Annotated in this window: 14 protein-coding genes and 2 tRNA genes; 10 read left to right on the top strand and 6 right to left on the bottom strand. The window is 68.2% G+C overall.

Going from position 1 to position 16037, the window contains the following annotated elements; translation table 11 throughout:
• Nucleotides 1-121 precede the first annotated feature (121 nt).
• Nucleotides 122-661, top strand: coding sequence for a TetR/AcrR family transcriptional regulator (locus HNR24_RS11935; protein WP_058887664.1), 540 nt, complete (start codon nt 122-124; stop codon nt 659-661).
• A 42-nt stretch (nt 662-703) separates the two neighbouring features.
• On the opposite strand, the gene aceB is transcribed toward HNR24_RS11935, so the two are convergent.
• Nucleotides 704-2305, bottom strand: coding sequence for a malate synthase A (gene aceB, locus HNR24_RS11940; RefSeq protein ID WP_058887663.1), 1602 nt, complete (start codon nt 2303-2305; stop codon nt 704-706).
• 76 nt (nt 2306-2381) lie between these two features.
• Between aceB and HNR24_RS11945 the strand changes: the two genes are divergently transcribed.
• Nucleotides 2382-3164 (top strand): IclR family transcriptional regulator, encoded by a 783-nt coding sequence (locus HNR24_RS11945; RefSeq protein ID WP_058887662.1) that lies wholly within the window; start codon nt 2382-2384, stop codon nt 3162-3164.
• On the opposite strand, the gene HNR24_RS11950 is transcribed toward HNR24_RS11945, so the two are convergent.
• From HNR24_RS11950 to HNR24_RS11960, 3 genes are read right to left on the bottom strand one after another with little or no spacing between them, the layout of a single operon-like run.
• On the bottom strand, nt 3145-4416 hold the full coding sequence (locus HNR24_RS11950; RefSeq protein ID WP_058887661.1) for a DUF4032 domain-containing protein: 1272 nt from the start codon (nt 4414-4416) through the stop codon (nt 3145-3147). The two genes, HNR24_RS11945 and HNR24_RS11950, sit on opposite strands and share 20 nt — an antisense overlap.
• 9 nt (nt 4417-4425) lie before the next feature.
• Nucleotides 4426-5220 carry a trehalose-phosphatase gene (gene otsB / locus HNR24_RS11955; RefSeq protein ID WP_182495888.1) on the bottom strand — a complete coding sequence of 265 codons (795 nt, stop codon included), beginning with the start codon at nt 5218-5220 and terminating at the stop codon, nt 4426-4428.
• Nucleotides 5221-5234: 14 nt separating this feature from the next.
• Nucleotides 5235-6830 (bottom strand): alpha,alpha-trehalose-phosphate synthase (UDP-forming), encoded by a 1596-nt coding sequence (locus HNR24_RS11960; RefSeq protein WP_182495889.1) that lies wholly within the window; start codon nt 6828-6830, stop codon nt 5235-5237.
• Nucleotides 6831-6981: 151 nt separating this feature from the next.
• Between HNR24_RS11960 and HNR24_RS11965 the strand changes: the two genes are divergently transcribed.
• The 6 genes from HNR24_RS11965 (at nt 6982) to HNR24_RS11990 (ending at nt 12916) form a co-directional block, all read left to right on the top strand.
• Nucleotides 6982-7833 carry a DsbA family protein gene (locus HNR24_RS11965; protein WP_058887659.1) on the top strand — a complete coding sequence of 284 codons (852 nt, stop codon included), beginning with the start codon at nt 6982-6984 and terminating at the stop codon, nt 7831-7833.
• 53 nt (nt 7834-7886) lie between these two features.
• Nucleotides 7887-7959: transfer RNA gene (locus HNR24_RS11970), tRNA-Thr, on the top strand.
• A gap of 72 nt (nt 7960-8031) precedes the next feature.
• Nucleotides 8032-9687, top strand: a complete 1656-nt coding sequence (locus HNR24_RS11975) for a DHA2 family efflux MFS transporter permease subunit (protein WP_310735441.1) — start codon at nt 8032-8034, stop codon at nt 9685-9687.
• A 232-nt stretch (nt 9688-9919) separates the two neighbouring features.
• Nucleotides 9920-10618 (top strand): NAD(P)H-binding protein, encoded by a 699-nt coding sequence (locus tag HNR24_RS11980; protein WP_182495891.1) that lies wholly within the window; start codon nt 9920-9922, stop codon nt 10616-10618.
• Between the two features lie 62 nt (nt 10619-10680).
• A tRNA-Val gene (locus HNR24_RS11985) sits at nt 10681-10754 on the top strand.
• A 101-nt stretch (nt 10755-10855) separates the two neighbouring features.
• Complete coding sequence (locus tag HNR24_RS11990) at nt 10856-12916, top strand: threonine/serine exporter family protein (RefSeq protein ID WP_182495892.1); 2061 nt, start codon at nt 10856-10858, stop codon at nt 12914-12916.
• Nucleotides 12917-12969: 53 nt separating this feature from the next.
• Here the strand turns inward: HNR24_RS11990 and HNR24_RS11995 are convergent, their stop codons facing one another.
• Nucleotides 12970-13686 (bottom strand): uracil-DNA glycosylase, encoded by a 717-nt coding sequence (locus HNR24_RS11995; protein WP_182495893.1) that lies wholly within the window; start codon nt 13684-13686, stop codon nt 12970-12972.
• A 101-nt stretch (nt 13687-13787) separates the two neighbouring features.
• On the opposite strand from HNR24_RS11995, the gene HNR24_RS12000 reads away from it, so the two are divergent.
• Both HNR24_RS12000 and HNR24_RS12005 read left to right on the top strand, forming a co-directional pair.
• Nucleotides 13788-14021, top strand: a complete 234-nt coding sequence (locus tag HNR24_RS12000; protein ID WP_083504597.1) for a DUF3263 domain-containing protein — start codon at nt 13788-13790, stop codon at nt 14019-14021.
• Between the two features lie 56 nt (nt 14022-14077).
• Nucleotides 14078-14686 (top strand): LytR C-terminal domain-containing protein, encoded by a 609-nt coding sequence (locus tag HNR24_RS12005; RefSeq protein ID WP_058887656.1) that lies wholly within the window; start codon nt 14078-14080, stop codon nt 14684-14686.
• A 6-nt stretch (nt 14687-14692) separates the two neighbouring features.
• On the opposite strand, the gene HNR24_RS12010 is transcribed toward HNR24_RS12005, so the two are convergent.
• Nucleotides 14693-15943, bottom strand: a complete 1251-nt coding sequence (locus HNR24_RS12010) for an acyl-CoA dehydrogenase family protein (RefSeq protein WP_083504596.1) — start codon at nt 15941-15943, stop codon at nt 14693-14695.
• Nucleotides 15944-16037 lie beyond the last annotated feature (94 nt).

The raw sequence follows: 16037 nt of genomic DNA on the forward strand, positions 1-16037 counted from the left end.
GCTGCGTGGCCCTGGGGGCGTCGCCTGTGTGCGGCTCCCGGCGCCGGCTGTTATGCACGGCGGGAGCCCGCCGCCCCAGCGTTTCACCCTCTGTCCCTGATCACGTGAGGAACCGACCCTCTTGGCACTCTCCCTGGAGCTGATCACCGCCACGGCGCGATCGTTGCTGAGCCAATACGGTCTCCAGGACGTCTCCATGCGTCGACTGGCCAGGGAGCTCGACGTCGCCCCCGGTGCGCTCTACTACCACGTGCCCAGCAAACAGGAGCTGCTGCGCACGGTGGCCCAGGAGATCCTGGACCCTCTCCTGGATGAGCCCGGGGACGCACTGGCGCTCATGCTTCGGTTCCGCCTGCTGGTGCTTCCGCTGCGCGATGCTGGTGATCTGCTGCTGCTTGCCTATGCGCTCGACACCACGCTGCCACCGGCGCAGCTGCTGCCGCAGCGGCTCAGGGAAGCAGGGTGGGCGCCGGCTGAGGCGGAGCAGACGACCGCAGTGGTGATGCGCTTCGCCCTGGGGGCCCTGGCCACCGAGCAGAATCAGGCGCTGCTGCAGCCGGCCCAGCCTGTGACCGGGCGGGCCCCCGGCGCGCCGCAGGCCATGGCCGCAGAACGTATCTACCGCCATGGCCTGCAGCGTCTGCTGGCACCGCCGCGCTGAGAACCGATTCTCAGTGCCTCCGCGGAGGCGCTGTGCAGCTGGTCAGGGCATGAGCTCGTAGGCCGGCAGGGTGAGGAAATCGATGTAGTCCTCATCCAGGACCAGGGAGCGCACGATCTCGGCGGCCGGCTCGAAGTACTTCGAGAACATCTCGGAGTCCCCGATCTCCGAGCGCAGGCGTTCGATCTCCTCGTCGAGCAGCCCCGAGACCAGCTGATTGGTCACAGGCACGCCGGTGTCGGCGGTCACGGTCCCATTGTGGATCTGCTGCCAGACCTGGGAGCGTGAGATCTCCGCGGTGGCAGCGTCTTCCATCAGGTTATGGATCGCCACGGCGCCGTTGCCGGAGAGCCAGATGGCGGTGTAGTAGACGGCCACGTACAGGTTCATCCGCACGCCGGCCTCGGTGACGTCACCCTCCGCCGCGGCGACGTCGAGCAGCTCTGCCGCGGAGACCGACACGTCTTCGCGCTGCCGGTGCAACTGGTTCGGCTGCTCCTGCAGCACGGCGGTGAACTCCTCGCTGCAGAGCTCGACCAGATCCGGGTGAGCCACCCAGGAGCCGTCGAACCCGTCGGCGGCTTCGCGAGACTTGTCATCCCGGACCTTCTCGATGGCCTTGGCCGTGACCTCGGGTTCGCGCCGGTTCGGGATGAACGCCGCCATCCCGCCCATGGCGAATGCGCCACGCTTGTGACAGGTCTGCACCAGCAGCTCGGTGTAGGCCCGCATAAAGGGCTGGGTCATGGAGACCTGCGCCCGGTCGGGCAGGACGAACTTCTCGCCCGCGGCGCGGAAGTACTTGATCAAGGAGAACAGGTAGTCCCAGCGTCCGGCGTTGAGCCCGGAGGCGTGATCGCGCAGCTCATAGAGGATCTCCTCCATGTGGAACGCCGCGGGCAGCGTCTCGATCAGGACGGTGGCGCGGACCGTGCCGTGAGGGATCCCGAGCTTCTCCTCCGCGAAGCTGAAGACCTCATCCCAGAGCCGCGCCTCCTTATAGTGCTCGAGCTTCGCAAGATAGTAGAAGGGGCCCCGGCCCTGTGCGGTGAGCGTCTTCGCGTTGTGGAAGAAGTGCAGTCCGAAGTCGACCAGAGCACCGATCATCGGAGTTCCGTCCAGCTGAAGGTGCTTCTCCGGCAGGTGCCAGCCGCGCGGGCGCACCACGACGGTGGGCGCCTGGACGTCGTCGCGCAGTCGATACTGCTTGCCCTCATCAGAGGTGAACTCCAAGGTCCCGGAGGCGGCACCGGCAAGATTGCGCTGGGCGTCGATGACGTTGAACCAGTTCGGGGCCAGCGCATCTTCCAAGCAGGCCAGCCAGACCTTCGCGCCGGAGTTCAGCGCGTTGATCGCCATCTTCGCAGGAGCGGCCGGGCCGGTGATCTCGACGCGGCGATCCTGCAGCGCGGCCGGGTGCTCGGCGACCTTCCAGTCGGAGTCTCGCACCTGCGCGGTCTCGGCGGGAAAGTCCACGGTCCCGGTGCTCGCCGCCTGCGCCTGCGCGGCGCGCCGGTCCTCGAGCAGCTCGTTGCGGGTGTCCGCGAACCTGGTGTGCAGCTCCTGCAGGAATGCCAGGGCCTCATCGGTGAGGATCTCCTCGGTGCCGGGAACCTCATAGGGGGCGTGGATGGTGATGCTCATGCGCTGCTCCTTTGCAGAGATGACGACGACGCGGATGCTCTCGCTTGCTCCATTCCTATGGCATAGAGTTCGCATCATGGAAGCCAATGTCCGCAATGCGGACTCACAGCGCGTACAGGTGGTGGAGCGCGCCTTTGCGCTGCTCGAGGTGCTCGCCGGTCTGGGCGGGTCCGCCACGGCCGGGGAGCTCAAGGCCGCCACCGGGCTCGCCGGGCCCACCGTGCACCGGCTGTTGCACACCCTGATGGGTGTGGGGGTGGTGCACCAGCTCAGCGACCGGCGCTATGCGCTCGGTGCGAATCTGGTGCCGCTGGGGGAGTCTGCCACCCGCCAGCTGGGCGGCCCCGCCGTGCCCCAGATGCAGGCCCTGGTGGCCGAACTGGGCGAGAGCGTGAACCTGGCGGCCATGGAGTCCGAGATGATCGTCTACATCGGGCAGGTCCCCTCGCCGCACTCGATGCGGATGTTCACCGAGGTGGGACGACGAGCACACCTGCACTCCACCGGGGTGGGCAAGGCGCTGCTGGCCGGAATGGACCCGGTGCGGGTGCGGGAGATCCTCGGCGCCACCGGGATGCCCTCGTTGACCGAGAAGACGCTGACCCGGCCGCAGGCGCTGCTGGACCAGCTGCCCCGGATCGCTGCCCAGGGCTACGCCCTGGATGACGAGGAGCAGGAGATGGGGGTGCGCTGCCTCGCCGTCGTGGTGCCGCACGGTCCCTCGCCGATGGGGCTCTCGGTCTCTGGCCCCACCGGCCGGATGCATGACGGGTTCGTCCGGCACGCGGTGCCGCTGATGCGCCGCACCGCAGTGGAGATCGGCCGCCGGATGAGCCGGCTCAGCCCTCGCCGCGGTTGAGCCGGTTCATCTGATCGATCACTTCTCCGGGCGGATCGATCATCAGGGTGGCCTCGTCACGCAGGCCCTTGAGCTCCTCGTCGATGAAGGAGGGCAGCGCCTGTTCGAGACTGATGTCCCGGTGCTCGCGCTCGGAGAGCCGCCAGCGGTGGTCGATGAGCTGGTGCATGATCTCCGCAGGTTCCAGCTTATTGCGCAGCTCTTTGGGGATCTGGGCGATCAGCGGCTGGAAGACCTGCTGGGTCCACATATGGGCGGCGACCGCCTCGTCCCCGTGCGGGTCGGACTCAGCCCGGTATGCGTCGATCGCGCCGAGCAGCCGCCGCGCCTGGTTCTCCTGCACGTCGAGTCCGGTGAGATTCATCAGGCGTCGCTGGTGGTGACCCGGGTCGACCACCTTGGGGCGCAGCAGCAGCTTGGAGTCCTCCCGCACGGTGCGGATGTCATATTCCTCCACGTCGAAGCCGAGCTCGTTGAGCCGCCGGATCCGTTCCTCGATGAGCCACCGCTGGTCCGGGTTGAACGCAGTGTCACCGGTGAGCTCCTGCCAGAGACCGCGGTAGGCGTCGATGAACTGGTGCGAGGTCGCGATCGGGTCCACCTCCTCGTCCACCATGCCGCCCTCCATCAGGTCCATCAGCTCCCCGGCGATGTTGACCTGGGCGACGTCGAGGTCATACTCGCGCTGACCGGTGGAGAGCTTCGGATGGATCTCGCCGGTCTCGGCGTCCACGAGGTAGGCGGCGAAGGCGCCGGCGTCGCGCCGGAAGAGCGTATTGGACAGCGAGACGTCGCCCCAGTAGAAGCCGATCAGGTGCAGCTCCACCATCAGCAGCGCCTGGGCGTGGATCAGCCGCAGCAGCGTCTCCTTGCGCATCATCTGGTTGAACACCGCGCGGTAGGGCAGGGAGAAGCGCAGATGCCGGGTGACCAGGGCGGGGGAGAGCTCCTCGCCCTCCGGGGTGGTGCGCCCGGTGACCTCGGCCACCGGCTTCACGCAGGGCGCGCCGAGCTTGCCCAGCTGGCGCAGCATCCGGTATTCATGCCGCGCGGCACGCTCCGAGGTCTCCTTGACCGCGATCACCGAACCGCCCAGATAGGCGAAGCGCACGATGTGCCGAGAGATGCCGCGCGGAAGTGCGGCGATGACCTCTTCGGGCCATTCCTCCAGCGGAAGCTGCCAGGGCAGATCCAGCAGCTCCTGGGGGATGGTTCCTGAGGCGGTGAGTCCGAGGCCGGGCAGCGTGGTCATGGGCGGTCCTTAGCGGGTCGGTCGGGCGTCCGGGTCGGTGCTGCGACGCTGCGCGATCAGGCGCAGCACGCCGGCGAGGTCCTTCGGCTCGGCGATCCGGTGACCGGCGGCGGTCTCACCCTCGCCGACCTTGATGCCGAGGTCCTCTCCCTCGAGGACCGCGAAGCCATGTTCATCGGTGACATCGTCCCCGGCGAAGAGCACCGCGTCCGCGCCGGTGTGCTGGCGCAGCTCGGTGATCCCCTCGCCCTTGGTCGCCAGCACGACCACGGATTCCAGGACCTTCTTGCCGTTCTTCAGGTACGCGCCGTCGACCAGGGACAGCGCGGCCCGTCCGTGTTCGAGGACCTGCTCGCCGAGCTGATCCCCGTTGACGTTGCGCACGTGCAGCGCCGCCCCGGCCGGCTTGTGCTCCACCCAGGCGCCTTCGGCATCTGCGGCGACCTCTTCGAGGGTGGAGATGATCTGTCCACGGGCCAGCGTCTCGTTGGTGCTCAGCTCCAGGCCCGGCGCGTCCTCGCCGAGATCCTTCTCCGCGCCGTGCGAGCCGATCAGCAGCACCCCCTCGGGTGGCTGCGCGAGCTCACGCAGGGACTCCAGGGAGCGCCCGGAGACATAGGCCACGTCCACCCCGTCCAGCTCTGCCAGGGCCGCGATGGCCTCGGCGTTCGCCGGGACCGGGCGGGCATCGGCGGCGTTGGAGACCAGCTCGGCCACACAGCCGTCGAAGTCCAGGGCGATCAGGATCCGGGGGTGATCGGCGAAGCGCTCTACAGCGCTGTGCAGCGTACGGTCGGTGTCCACGGAGGCCTCCATGTTCATCCCTTCACGCTCACGACGCCGGTCAGCTCGCCCAGGCGGTCCAGGAAGTCGGTGGCCCAGCGGCGGACGTCGTGATGGACCACCTGTCGGCGCAGGTTCTCCATCCGAGCGCTGGCGTCCTCACTGTCCATGGTGGTCGCGCGCAGGATCGCGGCCTTGAGCTCGTCGACGTCATGCGGGTTGATCAGCAGCGCCTGGCGCAGCTGATCGGCTGCGCCGGTGAACTCGGAGAGCACCAGGACGCCGTCGTCCCCGCGCCGGGCCGCCACGTACTCCTTGGCGACCAGGTTCATCCCGTCACGCAGCGCCGTGACCAACATGACGTCGGCCGCCATGTAGAGCGCCACCATCTCCTCGATCGGGTAGGAGTGGTGCAGGTACCGGATGGCCGGGTGGGAGAGCGTGTCGAACTCGCCGCTGATCCGGCCCACGGTCTGTTCGATCTCTTCCTTGAGCAGCCGGTAGCTCTCCACGCCTTCACGGGAAGGACTCGCCACCTGGACCATGCAGACCTGGCCCACCGTCAGCGAGCCGTTCTGCAGCAGCTCCTCATAGGCCTTCATCCGGTGACGGATGCCCTTGGTGTAGTCCAGCCGGTCCACCCCGAGGAGCACGGTCTCCGGGTTGCCCAGCTCTTCACGGATCTTCTGGGAGCGGGCGATGATGTCCTCCCGCTTGGCCAGAGCCGTGATGGTCGCGGTGTCGATGGAGATCGGGAACTCCTTGGCCTCCACCAGGCGTGCGGCGCCGGCCGGGGGAGCGCTGTTGACCCGGACCGCGGTGCCGCGGTCGGCGTCGGCGTTGAAGCCCGCCAGCGGGGAGCCGTGATCCGGGGCGTTGGTCTGCAGTGGCACGTGGATCATCTCGTCCTCCACGTAATAGCCCATCCGGTTGTGCACCGCACGGCGGAAGTTCGAGGCGTCAGAGGCGCGCTGGAAGCCGATCAGGTCCGCTCCGAGCAGCCCGCGCAGCACCGAGTGCCGCCAGGGCAGCTGCGAGAAGAGGCCCGGGGGAGGGAACGGGATGTGGTTGAAGAAGCCGATGGTCAGGTCCGGACGCAGGTCCCGCAGCATCGCGGGCACCAGCTGCAGCTGATAGTCCTGGACCCAGACGGTGGCGTTGGGTGCGGCGACCTGCGCGGTGTGCTCAGCGAAGCGCTGGTTCACCCGCCGGTAGGCCTCGAACCAGTGTCGGTGGAAATCCGGCCGGGCGATGACATCGTGATAGAGCGGCCACAGCGTGCCGTTGGAGAATCCCTCGTAATAGTCCTCGATGTCCTCGCTGCTCAGCGGGACCGGGACCAGGTGCATGTCGCCGTGGTCGAAGGGCTCGAGCACGTCGTCGGCGGCGCCGTGCCAGCCGACCCAGGCGCCCTCGGAGCTCTCCATCAGAGGAGCCAGTGCAGTCACCAGGCCGCCGGGGGAACGCTCCCAGCCGATGGTTCCATCCTCGTTCGTGACGTGGTTGACGGCCAGACGGTTGGCCACCACCACGAAGTCATAGCCGTTGCCGTTCTCGTTGCTCTCTGGCACGTGAGACACCTTCCGTGGATAGCTGCAGACACCCCCTGGCGACAGCGATGCCGTCGTCATGAGCCTATACCCTGGCATCCGCCCCGAGGCTGACCCTGTATCTTGAGCACTGCCGGATCCCGATCACGGCATTATCTCGACCCCAGCCACACCCCGATCATCATCCTGGGCACCAGGACAGAGATGATCCAGATAGTCACCGGAGAACATCATGGCTCGCAGTACAGAATCCCCGCGCAGCGGCAACGCGCGCGAACAGGCCCGCAAGCTCCAGCAGGAGCAGGAGCGCAAGCAGAAGCTCGGCTCCGTGCTGCTGCGTGTGGGCGTGGTGGTGGTGGCGCTCGCCGTCGTCGTGGGCCTGACCCTCTTCGTGCTCAACCGTGACGACTCCGGTGCCGCGCCCAGCGAGGGTCCGGCGCCGGCAGCGGCCAACGAGCAGGGCGGCTTCGTGCTGAGCTCCTCCACCGAGCTGGCCGAGGGTGATGACCTGGGCCAGATCGACGCCTCCGAGGTCGCAGACCCCGAGTCCGAGCTGCCGCCCGGGGTGGCCGAGCGCGAGACCGGAGAGGCTCCCCACATCATCATCTACACCGACGCCTACTGCATCCACTGCGCGAACTTCGAGGCCGAGCACTCAGCGCAGATGCAGGAATGGCTCGACGAGGGCCTGGTGACCGCGGAATACCGCTCGGTCTCCTACCTCTCCTCCTCCACGAACTACTCCGCACGTGCGGCCAACGCCTTCGCCTGCATGGCCGAGGAGTCCCCGGAGAACTACAGCGAGTACCTCGGGCAGGTCACCGCGAACCGGGTGAACAACGACGAGATGTCCAACGATCAGCTCACCCAGCTCGCCAGCGAGACCTTCAACGCGGACATCGGCGAGTGCATCGAGGACGGCACCTACCGGGCGTTCGCGAGCTACACCACCCGCCACGCGCAGGCCGCAGGCATCGAGGGCACCCCTAGCGTCTACGTGGACGAGGTCTCCTGGGCCGACTCCGAGCGCCCCTTCAGGGAACTCGTCGAAGAGCACATCGAGGAATACCAGTCGGAGAGCTGACGTTGACGAACTGATACCATCGGTGACTGGCGCCCCGCCTGGCGGGGCGCCTCGCCTCCTTAGCTCAGCTGGTAGAGCAGCTGTCTTGTAAACAGCAGGTCGTCGGTTCGAACCCGGCAGGGGGCTCCGAAAACCCCAGAGTGGTGTCACCCCAGCGGTGAACCGCTCTGGGGTTCTTTAGTGTTCTATGGAGGATCTGTGCCCGCTTCACCCCACACCGTCCGTTCGCAGGTGAACGCGCCCGACGGCGGCCGGTTGCCCTCGGCCGACAAGCTCACCATCGGCGCGCTGCTGGTCTCCACCTTCGTGATGATCCTCAACGAGACCCTGATGAACGTGGCGCTGCAGCCGCTGATGGAGGAGTTCCAGGTCAGCGAGCCGACCATCCAGTGGCTCACCACCGCGTTCATGCTCACCCTGGCCACGGTGATCCCGATCACCGGCTTCCTGATGCAGCGCTACAGCCTGCGCGCGGTCTTCACCGCCGCCATGGGCCTGTTCATCGCCGGCACCGCCCTGGCCGCCGCAGCCCCCGGCTTCGAGGTCCTGCTGGCAGGTCGCGTGGTCCAGGCCAGCGGCACCGCCATCATGCTGCCGCTGATGATGACCACCGTGCTGACCCTGGTGCCGCTGCACCGCCGGGGCGTGGTCATGGGCAACATCTCGATCGTGATCTCGGTGGCTCCGGCCACCGGGCCGGCGCTCTCGGGTCTGATCCTGCACCTGGCCGACTGGCGCTGGCTGTTCCTGATGATCCTGCCGATTGCGGTGATCGCGCTGTTCCTGGGCCGCCCCCGGCTGAACAAGGATCCCGGCACCGCCGGGAAGCGACTCTCCATCCCCTCGCTGCTGCTGGCGGTCCCCGGCTTCGGCGGCGTGGTCTACGGCATCAGCCAGATCGGCGGCGGGCACGGCACCCAGGAGGTCTCCGCGGACGCGGCCCCCGGCGTGGACCCGGTGGCCATCGCCGTCCTCGTGGCAGGTGTGCTGTGCCTGATCGGCTTCGGACTGCTGCAGGTGAAGCTGCAGAAGACCGACTCCGCGCTGCTGAACCTGAAGCCCTTCGCGTACACGATGTACACCCGCGCCCTGGCCATGATGCTGCTGATGATGATCGCGCTCTTCGGAGCGCTGATCCTGCTGCCGCTGTTCCTGCAGACCATCCGAGGCCTGGACACGCTGCAGACCGGGCTGATCCTGCTCCCCGGCGGGCTGCTGATGGCGCTGATGGCACCCTACGTCGGCCGCCTCTACGACCGGGTGGGACCCAAGCCGCTGGTCATCCCAGGCGCCTCGATCCTGATCGTGGCACTGTTCTGCATGAGCCTGCTCTCGCCGACCACCCCGGTGGGCATGGTGCTGGGCCTGCACCTGCTGCTCTCCTCAGGCCTGGCGCTGCTGTTCACCCCGGCCTTCACCACGGCGCTGAACCCGCTGCCCAAGGCGCTGTACTCCCACGGCACCGCGGCGCTGAACACGCTGCAGCAGCTGGCCGCCGCGATCGGCACCGCCGCCCTGGTGGCCGCCGTCGGCCTGGGCACCGCCGCCGCGGTGAACTCCGGGATGAACCCGGACGACGCCGCCGTGGAGGGCTTCCGCGTGGCGTTCCGGCTCGCTGCCGGTCTGAGCGTCGGCACCCTGATCCTGGCCACCACGCTGCGCGCCACCCCCGCGGCCGAGACGGAGAGCACTGAGGCCGCGGAGTCTGAGATTGCAGATCCCGGGGTCGCGGATTCTGAGATTGCAGATCCTGAGGTCGCGGATTCCGTGGTCGCAGATCCCGAGCTCACGGGCGCCGCTGCCGATACCGACATCGAGGACCGCGCACAGGCAGGCCCCAGCCCCCGAGGCTGATGCCTCACCCGGCGCCGGTCACCCGGCCCGGTCCCGCGATCGCCCTCACCCGGGGTCGGTCGCGGGGCCCGGGTCCCACGGCACCAGCTGGGCTGCGCCGTGGGAGATCGGCCCGCCGGAGTGCCCGCAGGAATAGTGCGGGCGCTGTGACGTTGTGGGGAGAGAGCCGTCGGGAACATCCATCCCGGCGGGCCTGCATTCTAGAAGGCACCCTGACCCGAAGGAGCACCCCATGGCTGAATCTCAGCGCGTCGTCATCGTTGGCGGCCACGGCAAGATCGCACTCCTGGCAGCACCGAAGCTCACCGCCGCCGGTTTCAGCGTCGAGTCCCTGATCCGAGATCCCGATCAGGCCCAGGACATCACCGAGGCCGGAGCCACCCCGCGGGTCCTGGACATCGAGTCCGCCGGCACCGCCGAGCTGGCCGAGGCGTTCACCGGCGCGCATGCCGTCGTCTTCGCCGCCGGGGCTGGGGGAGGGAACCCCGCCCGCACCAAGGCTGTGGACCACGAGGCCGCGGTGCGCAGCATGGATGCCGCCGCCGAGGCGGGTGTGTCGCGCTACGTGATGGTCTCCTACGCGCGCAGCGAGACCGACATCAACACGGTGGACCCCAAGAGCTCGTTCTACCCCTACGCGCTGGCCAAGCACCAGGCGGATAACCACCTGCGCAGCACCTCCCTGGACTACACCATCCTGGGCCCGGGCGCGCTGACCCTGGAGCCTGCCAGCGGAAAGATCACCGTGCTCGACCCGGCCACCGCCGGGGAGACCATGTCCAGCGAGGAGACCTCGGCGGACACCTCGCGGGAGAACGTCGCCGAGGTCATCACCGAGACCCTGCGCAGCGGCGCAGCGGTGCGCGCCACCGTGAACTTCCTCGACGGCAAGACCCCGATCCCGGAGGCACTGGCATCGGTTTCGTCTTGAGCCTGAACGGGTGATAACCTTCTGAGGCACGTGAACGCGGGATTCCGCGCTCAGGTGCCTCAGGATCTGTAGCTCAGTTGGTTAGAGCGCTCGCCTCACACGCGAGAGGTCGATGGTTCGAGTCCATTCAGATCCACTTTCTTGGCCTGTGATCCAGGCACCACCACTCACACACCCCGCAAGGCCCCGGCATCTGCCAGGGTCCTTTTGTGGTTCAGTTGCCTGCGAGGAGGGTTCGTGGCATCCGAGTACGTTGACCGGCATCCCACGGGAGGCTACGTCGCCGAAGCGATCGACCCGCTGCGCACCGAGCCCACCGACGATGTCACGCACATCCCCGTGGTGCACTCCACCCAGGAGGTGCTGGAGGAAGCCACACCCACCGGGTTCGTGCAGACGCTGCGCAGCTCCTTCGCCTCATCCTGGCACGCCTCTGCAGAGGCCGAGGCCGCGCTGGAATGGGAGGAGTACGACGCCGAGGCGGTGGCCCGCGCCGCAGAACAGGACGAGAACGACGCGGCCCGCCACGAATACGTCGCGGATCCCAGCTTCGAGCAGTCCTACACCACCGCCCCCGGCGCGAGCGAGCCCACGGACCACTACGCCTTTCCTGCCACCGGGGACTGGCATCAGACCGATCCGCTGGGTCCGCAGATCCCGACCGGACCGCAGGAGACCACGACCTCCTGGACGCAGCGGACCGAGCAGCCCGCCTCACCGACCTCCTCGGGTCTGATCAGCCTGCCGCACAGCGCCCCCGGCGCTCCGCTGCGCCAGTCCCCGCTGAGCCATTCCCCACGCCGGGGAACCGCGCTTCGTCCGACCTGGCTCAAGGCCAAGCTGAGCGGCTCGGCTCGGCGCGACCCCGATTTCGACCCCAGCGTCTTCGATCGCAGGCCGCGCTCGCCCCAGGTGCTGCGCCGGATCATGCAGGCCGAGCGCGCGGCCACCGGCACCGTGCCGATCCTGGACCGGCTCGCCGGGACGCCCTTCGAGAACCCCTACCAGGCTGAGGCGCACGTCGAGACCGATGAGCTGGCCACGATCGCCTTCGTGCTGGACCTCGGGGAGGCGCTCTTCCGCTACGGGGCCGGTGCGCTGGAGGTCGAGACCTCGATCATCGCTGTCACCGCCGCCTTCGGGATGAAGAACACCGACGCAGACATCACCAACCAGTCGATCAGCCTGAACTGGGCCCCGGACGGGAAGATCCCGTACTCCCGGGTGCGGGTGGTGCGGTCCTGGTCGAACAACTTCCGGGCGCTGGCCTCGGTGCATCAGCTGGTCACCGACATCATCGCCGGCCGGCTCACCCGCGGCGATGCGGAGGACCGGCTGCGGGAGATCACTCGCGAGCCCAAGCCGTATCCACGCTGGATGGTCACCATCTGCGGTGCGATCTTCGCAAGCTTCTTCGCCGCATTCCTCGGAGCCCCGCTGCTGGACGCCTCAATGGGCTTCCTCGCCACGATCCTGGTGCTCTGGACCACCCGGCAGCTCGCCACCTGGCGGGTGCCGGAGTACTTCGGGCTGGCCGCCGGAGGGTTCATGGCGACCTCGTTCGCGATGGGGGCCTTCGCGATGGACATGCCGATCCGCCCGTCCATGGTGGTCGCCGGTGGGCTGATGATCCTGCTGCCCTCAGCCCGGATCGTCTCAGCGATCCAGGACGGGATCAACGGGTTCCCGATCACCGCTGCCGGTCGTCTGATGTCCTCGATGATCGCCTTCGCCGGGATGACCTCCGGCATCATGGCCGCGGTGGTGATCGCCAACATGCTCGGCGCCCCGGAGATCGAGGTGGCGGTGGGCCTGACCCGGCTCTACCACCCGGCGGTCCTGGTGGCGCTGGTGTTCCTGGCAGCCGTGGCAGCCGCCGTGGTCGAGCAGGCGAGCTGGCGGATGCTGCTGCCGATCGGTGCTGTCTCGGCGCTGGGCTTCTGCGCCTACTACGCCGCCGAGGTCATCGGCCTGGGCGAACGCATCACCCCGGTCTTCGGAGCCGTGGTGGTGGGGGCGCTGGGACGGGTGCTGGCGCTGCGCATGGGCTCGCCCCAGCTGGTGGTCGCGGTCCCCGCGATGATGTTCATGCTGCCCGGGCTGATGGTGTTCCGCGGGATGTATCAGATCGCCATGGACGCCTCCACCGTGGGCATGATGGGCGGACTGACCGAGCTGTTCAACGCGCTGATCATCATCATGGCGATCGCCGCCGGGATCGTGCTCGGAGATGTGCTGATGCGCCCGTTCACCGCGGGGCTGCAGTCCCACGAACGCTCCCGCACCCGACGTCGCTGAGGGCTTCTCCGAAGCCGCGAGCCTCCCGGTCCGGCCCGCTCGGCCTACCCGGCCTACCCGGCCTGCTCGGCCTGCTCGGCGGGATTCAGCCGCCAGTCCACCGGCTCCGCACCGAGTCGGCTGAGCGCCTCGTTGGCCTGTGAGAACGGGCGCGAGCCGAAGAACCCGCGCCGAGCCGAGAGCGGTGAGGGGTGCGGGCTGGTGAGCACCGCGGTGTGCTCGCCCCGATCCAGCAGCGGCGCCAGCTTCCGGGCGTCGGCTCCCCAGAGGATCGAGACCAGCGGGGTTCCGCGGTGCACCAGGGCGCTCAGCGCGGCCTCGGTGATCTGCTCCCATCCGATGCCCCGGTGCGAGGCCGGTGCGCCGGCGGTGACCGTGAGCACCCGGTTGAGCAGCAGCACGCCCTGCGCGGCCCAGTCGCTGAGATCTCCATGCGGGCTCCGGGGGATCCCCAGATCAGACTCCAGCTCGGTGAAGATGTTGCCCAGGCTGCGCGGCAGCGGGCGCACCTCCGGGTCCACCGCGAAGGACATCCCGATGGCATGGCCCGGTGTCGGGTAGGGGTCCTGCCCGAGGATCAGCACCTTCACCGCCTCAAACGGCTGGCGGAACCCGCGCAGCACCAGCTCCGGGGCGGGCAGCACCTGCTCCCCGGCGTCGCGGCGTCGGGTCAGCTCATCCCGGACATTCTGGAAGTGAGCGGACTCCCCGGCCAGGGCGCGCTGCCAGCCGGATTCCAGCGGAGCGATCAGTTCAGTCTGTGATGTCATCTCCACCACCATAGACAGCGTGCTCCCAGGAACACACCGCCGGGTTCATCTGCACCGATATTCCGGCAATGCTCGTCGGCCCGCCGTAAGATGACGGTGAGATGATCACCGAACCGGAGAAGAAGATGCTCGACCTGGAGCGCCAGTGGTGGAAGTACGCCGGCGCGAAGGACGAGGCCATCAGTGACGCGCTGCAGATGTCAGCCGTGGCGTACTACCAGGCGCTGAATCGACTGATCGACACAGAGGTGGCACTCGCCCACGACCCGATGCTGGTCAAACGCCTGCGCCGACAGCGCGACGCCCGGCACCGGGCCCGCGCGACCCGCCGCTGACCTGGTCGGGCCCCGCAGCGCCGAGCATCGACCACGCACCTTTGAGGACAGGACCTATGAGCCAGCACCCGCACGACGAGTTAGACGACGTCCCGCCCTACCAGGCAGGAGAGGCCGGCAAGCACCGGGCGCCGGGGGCCTCCGGGACCGGGGGCGCCGGTGGCAGCGGGCTGCGCTGGATCGGGCTGCTGGCAGGGTTCGTGCTGCTGGTCGGGGCGTTCGCCTATTTCATCGTGCCGATGCTCTCAGACTCCGACGCCGACACCACGGCGGAGGAGCAGGACGCCGCGGTGACCGAGGAGGACGCGGCGGAAGACGGCGCCGCCGAGGAAGGTGAGACGGCGGAAGCTGAGGAGCCCGCAGGGCCGCAGCCGGCCAGTGACACCGAGACCCCGGTCCAGGTCGCGAACTACCAGGGCGTCGAAGGCGGGGAGACCGCGATGAGCGCCGAGCTCGAGGAGCTCGACTACAACGTGGTCTGGAAGGGCAGCTGGAACTTCGAAGAGCGCGCCGAGACCCCGGCCGTGGTCTACCCCGCCGGTTCAGGTGAGGCCGAGCAGGCGCTCGCCGAGGAGCTCGCCGAGAGCTTCGGGGCGGAGACCGTGGAGTCCCATGACCAGGCCAGCTACATCACCCTGATCATCGGGGACGAATACCAGGGCTGAGTCTGCTCAGCTCTGAACCTGGGACTGCGCCGCCGCAACGCTGACGCCCGCGCCTCCGGGCCTGCGGTGCGGCGCAAAGGCGGAGACTCCGGTGAGTTCCCGGCCGACGATCAGCAGGTTGATGCCCTGGGACCCCTCGTAGGTGTAGATCGCCTCAATGTCTCCGGCGATCTTGGCGGCCTCATGGTCACTCAGGATGCCGTTGCCGCCGAAGATCTCCCGCGCGGCAGCGGCCGAGTCCCGCGCCAGTCGGGTCAGCGTCGCCTTGCCCAGGGATGCGTGCATCATGGTCAGTCCACGCTCGGCCTGCAGCCTGGTCAGTTCGGCCATGAAGGAGGTGGAGACCGCCAGGTTCCCTGCCACCTTGCCCAGCGCAGCCTGGATGAGCTGGAAGGATGCCAGCGGAACTCCGAACTGGTCGCGCCGCGATGCATAGTCTCGCGCGATGTCAAGCAGGGCCTGCTGGGCGCCGACCGCCTGCCATCCCACCCAGGCCCGGGAGCTGCGCAGGCCGGTGTTCGTGGCGGCGAATGAGGTCGCCCCTGGCAGCAGTGCGTCCTGGGGCACGGTGACATCGAGTTCGATGTCCGCGTTGGGCATGATGCGCAGCCCGGTCTTATGGGTGATCTCTCGAGCCTGATACCCGGCACTCGAGGTGGGGACGAGAAATCCCTTGACCTGCCCATCGGCGGTGTCTCGAGCCCAGACCAGGGCGACGTCGGCCGCCGTGCCCATCCCGATCCAGCGTTTGGATCCCTGGATGCGCCACTGCCCGCCGCGCAGCGTCGCCGAGGTGGCCAGTCCTCCGGCCACGTCGGAGCCATGGTCGGGCTCGGTGAGGCAGAACGCGCCGAAGGTGCGCAGCCGGCGCAGATCCGGAAGCCACTCCTCGCGCTGACGCTGGGATCCCAGGGCATGGATCATGCCCACGATGAGCTCGTTGTGGATCCCGATCACCGCCGAGATCGAGACATCGGCGCGCGCCAGTGCGGCGTGGACGAGTCCGCGCAGCAGCGGCGAGGAGCCGTCCAGGTGCAGCTGCCCCAGTCCGATGTCTCCCAGTCCGGAGAGCATGTCGAGCGGAAGGCGAGCCTCATTCCAGGCCTCGAGGGACTGGTGCCGAACGGTGCGCTGGGCGTGATCCTCGATGAAGCGCACCCGCTCACGTTCTTCGGGGCTGAGGTGGCGGGCCAGCTGCATCAGGTCCGGATCCTCGGAGATGGAGGCAGTGGCACCGTGGGTGTCCTGAGTGGTCATCGGAGTCTCCTTCTCAGCCGGTCGTCCCGGGCCTCTCTGGCGAAGACGGCATGTCGATGCACGTGAAACAGCATCTTTACCGACTATATGACTT

Origin of the sequence: Nesterenkonia sandarakina, assembly GCF_014138825.1 — a bacterium.
GTDB classification, from domain to species: domain Bacteria; phylum Actinomycetota; class Actinomycetes; order Actinomycetales; family Micrococcaceae; genus Nesterenkonia; species Nesterenkonia sandarakina.

Coding starts and splice junctions, on each gene's coding strand:
- HNR24_RS11980 (WP_182495891.1), top strand. CDS start 9,920: ATGGCTGAATCTCAGCGCGTCGTCATCGTTGGCGGCCACGGCAAGATC.
- HNR24_RS12000 (WP_083504597.1), top strand. CDS start 13,788: ATGATCACCGAACCGGAGAAGAAGATGCTCGACCTGGAGCGCCAGTGG.
- HNR24_RS12010 (WP_083504596.1), bottom strand. CDS start 15,943: ATGACCACTCAGGACACCCACGGTGCCACTGCCTCCATCTCCGAGGAT.
- HNR24_RS11960 (WP_182495889.1), bottom strand. CDS start 6,830: ATGACGACGGCATCGCTGTCGCCAGGGGGTGTCTGCAGCTATCCACGG.
- HNR24_RS11995 (WP_182495893.1), bottom strand. CDS start 13,686: ATGACATCACAGACTGAACTGATCGCTCCGCTGGAATCCGGCTGGCAG.
- HNR24_RS11945 (WP_058887662.1), top strand. CDS start 2,382: ATGGAAGCCAATGTCCGCAATGCGGACTCACAGCGCGTACAGGTGGTG.
- HNR24_RS12005 (WP_058887656.1), top strand. CDS start 14,078: ATGAGCCAGCACCCGCACGACGAGTTAGACGACGTCCCGCCCTACCAG.
- aceB (WP_058887663.1), bottom strand. CDS start 2,305: ATGAGCATCACCATCCACGCCCCCTATGAGGTTCCCGGCACCGAGGAG.
- HNR24_RS11950 (WP_058887661.1), bottom strand. CDS start 4,416: ATGACCACGCTGCCCGGCCTCGGACTCACCGCCTCAGGAACCATCCCC.
- HNR24_RS11965 (WP_058887659.1), top strand. CDS start 6,982: ATGGCTCGCAGTACAGAATCCCCGCGCAGCGGCAACGCGCGCGAACAG.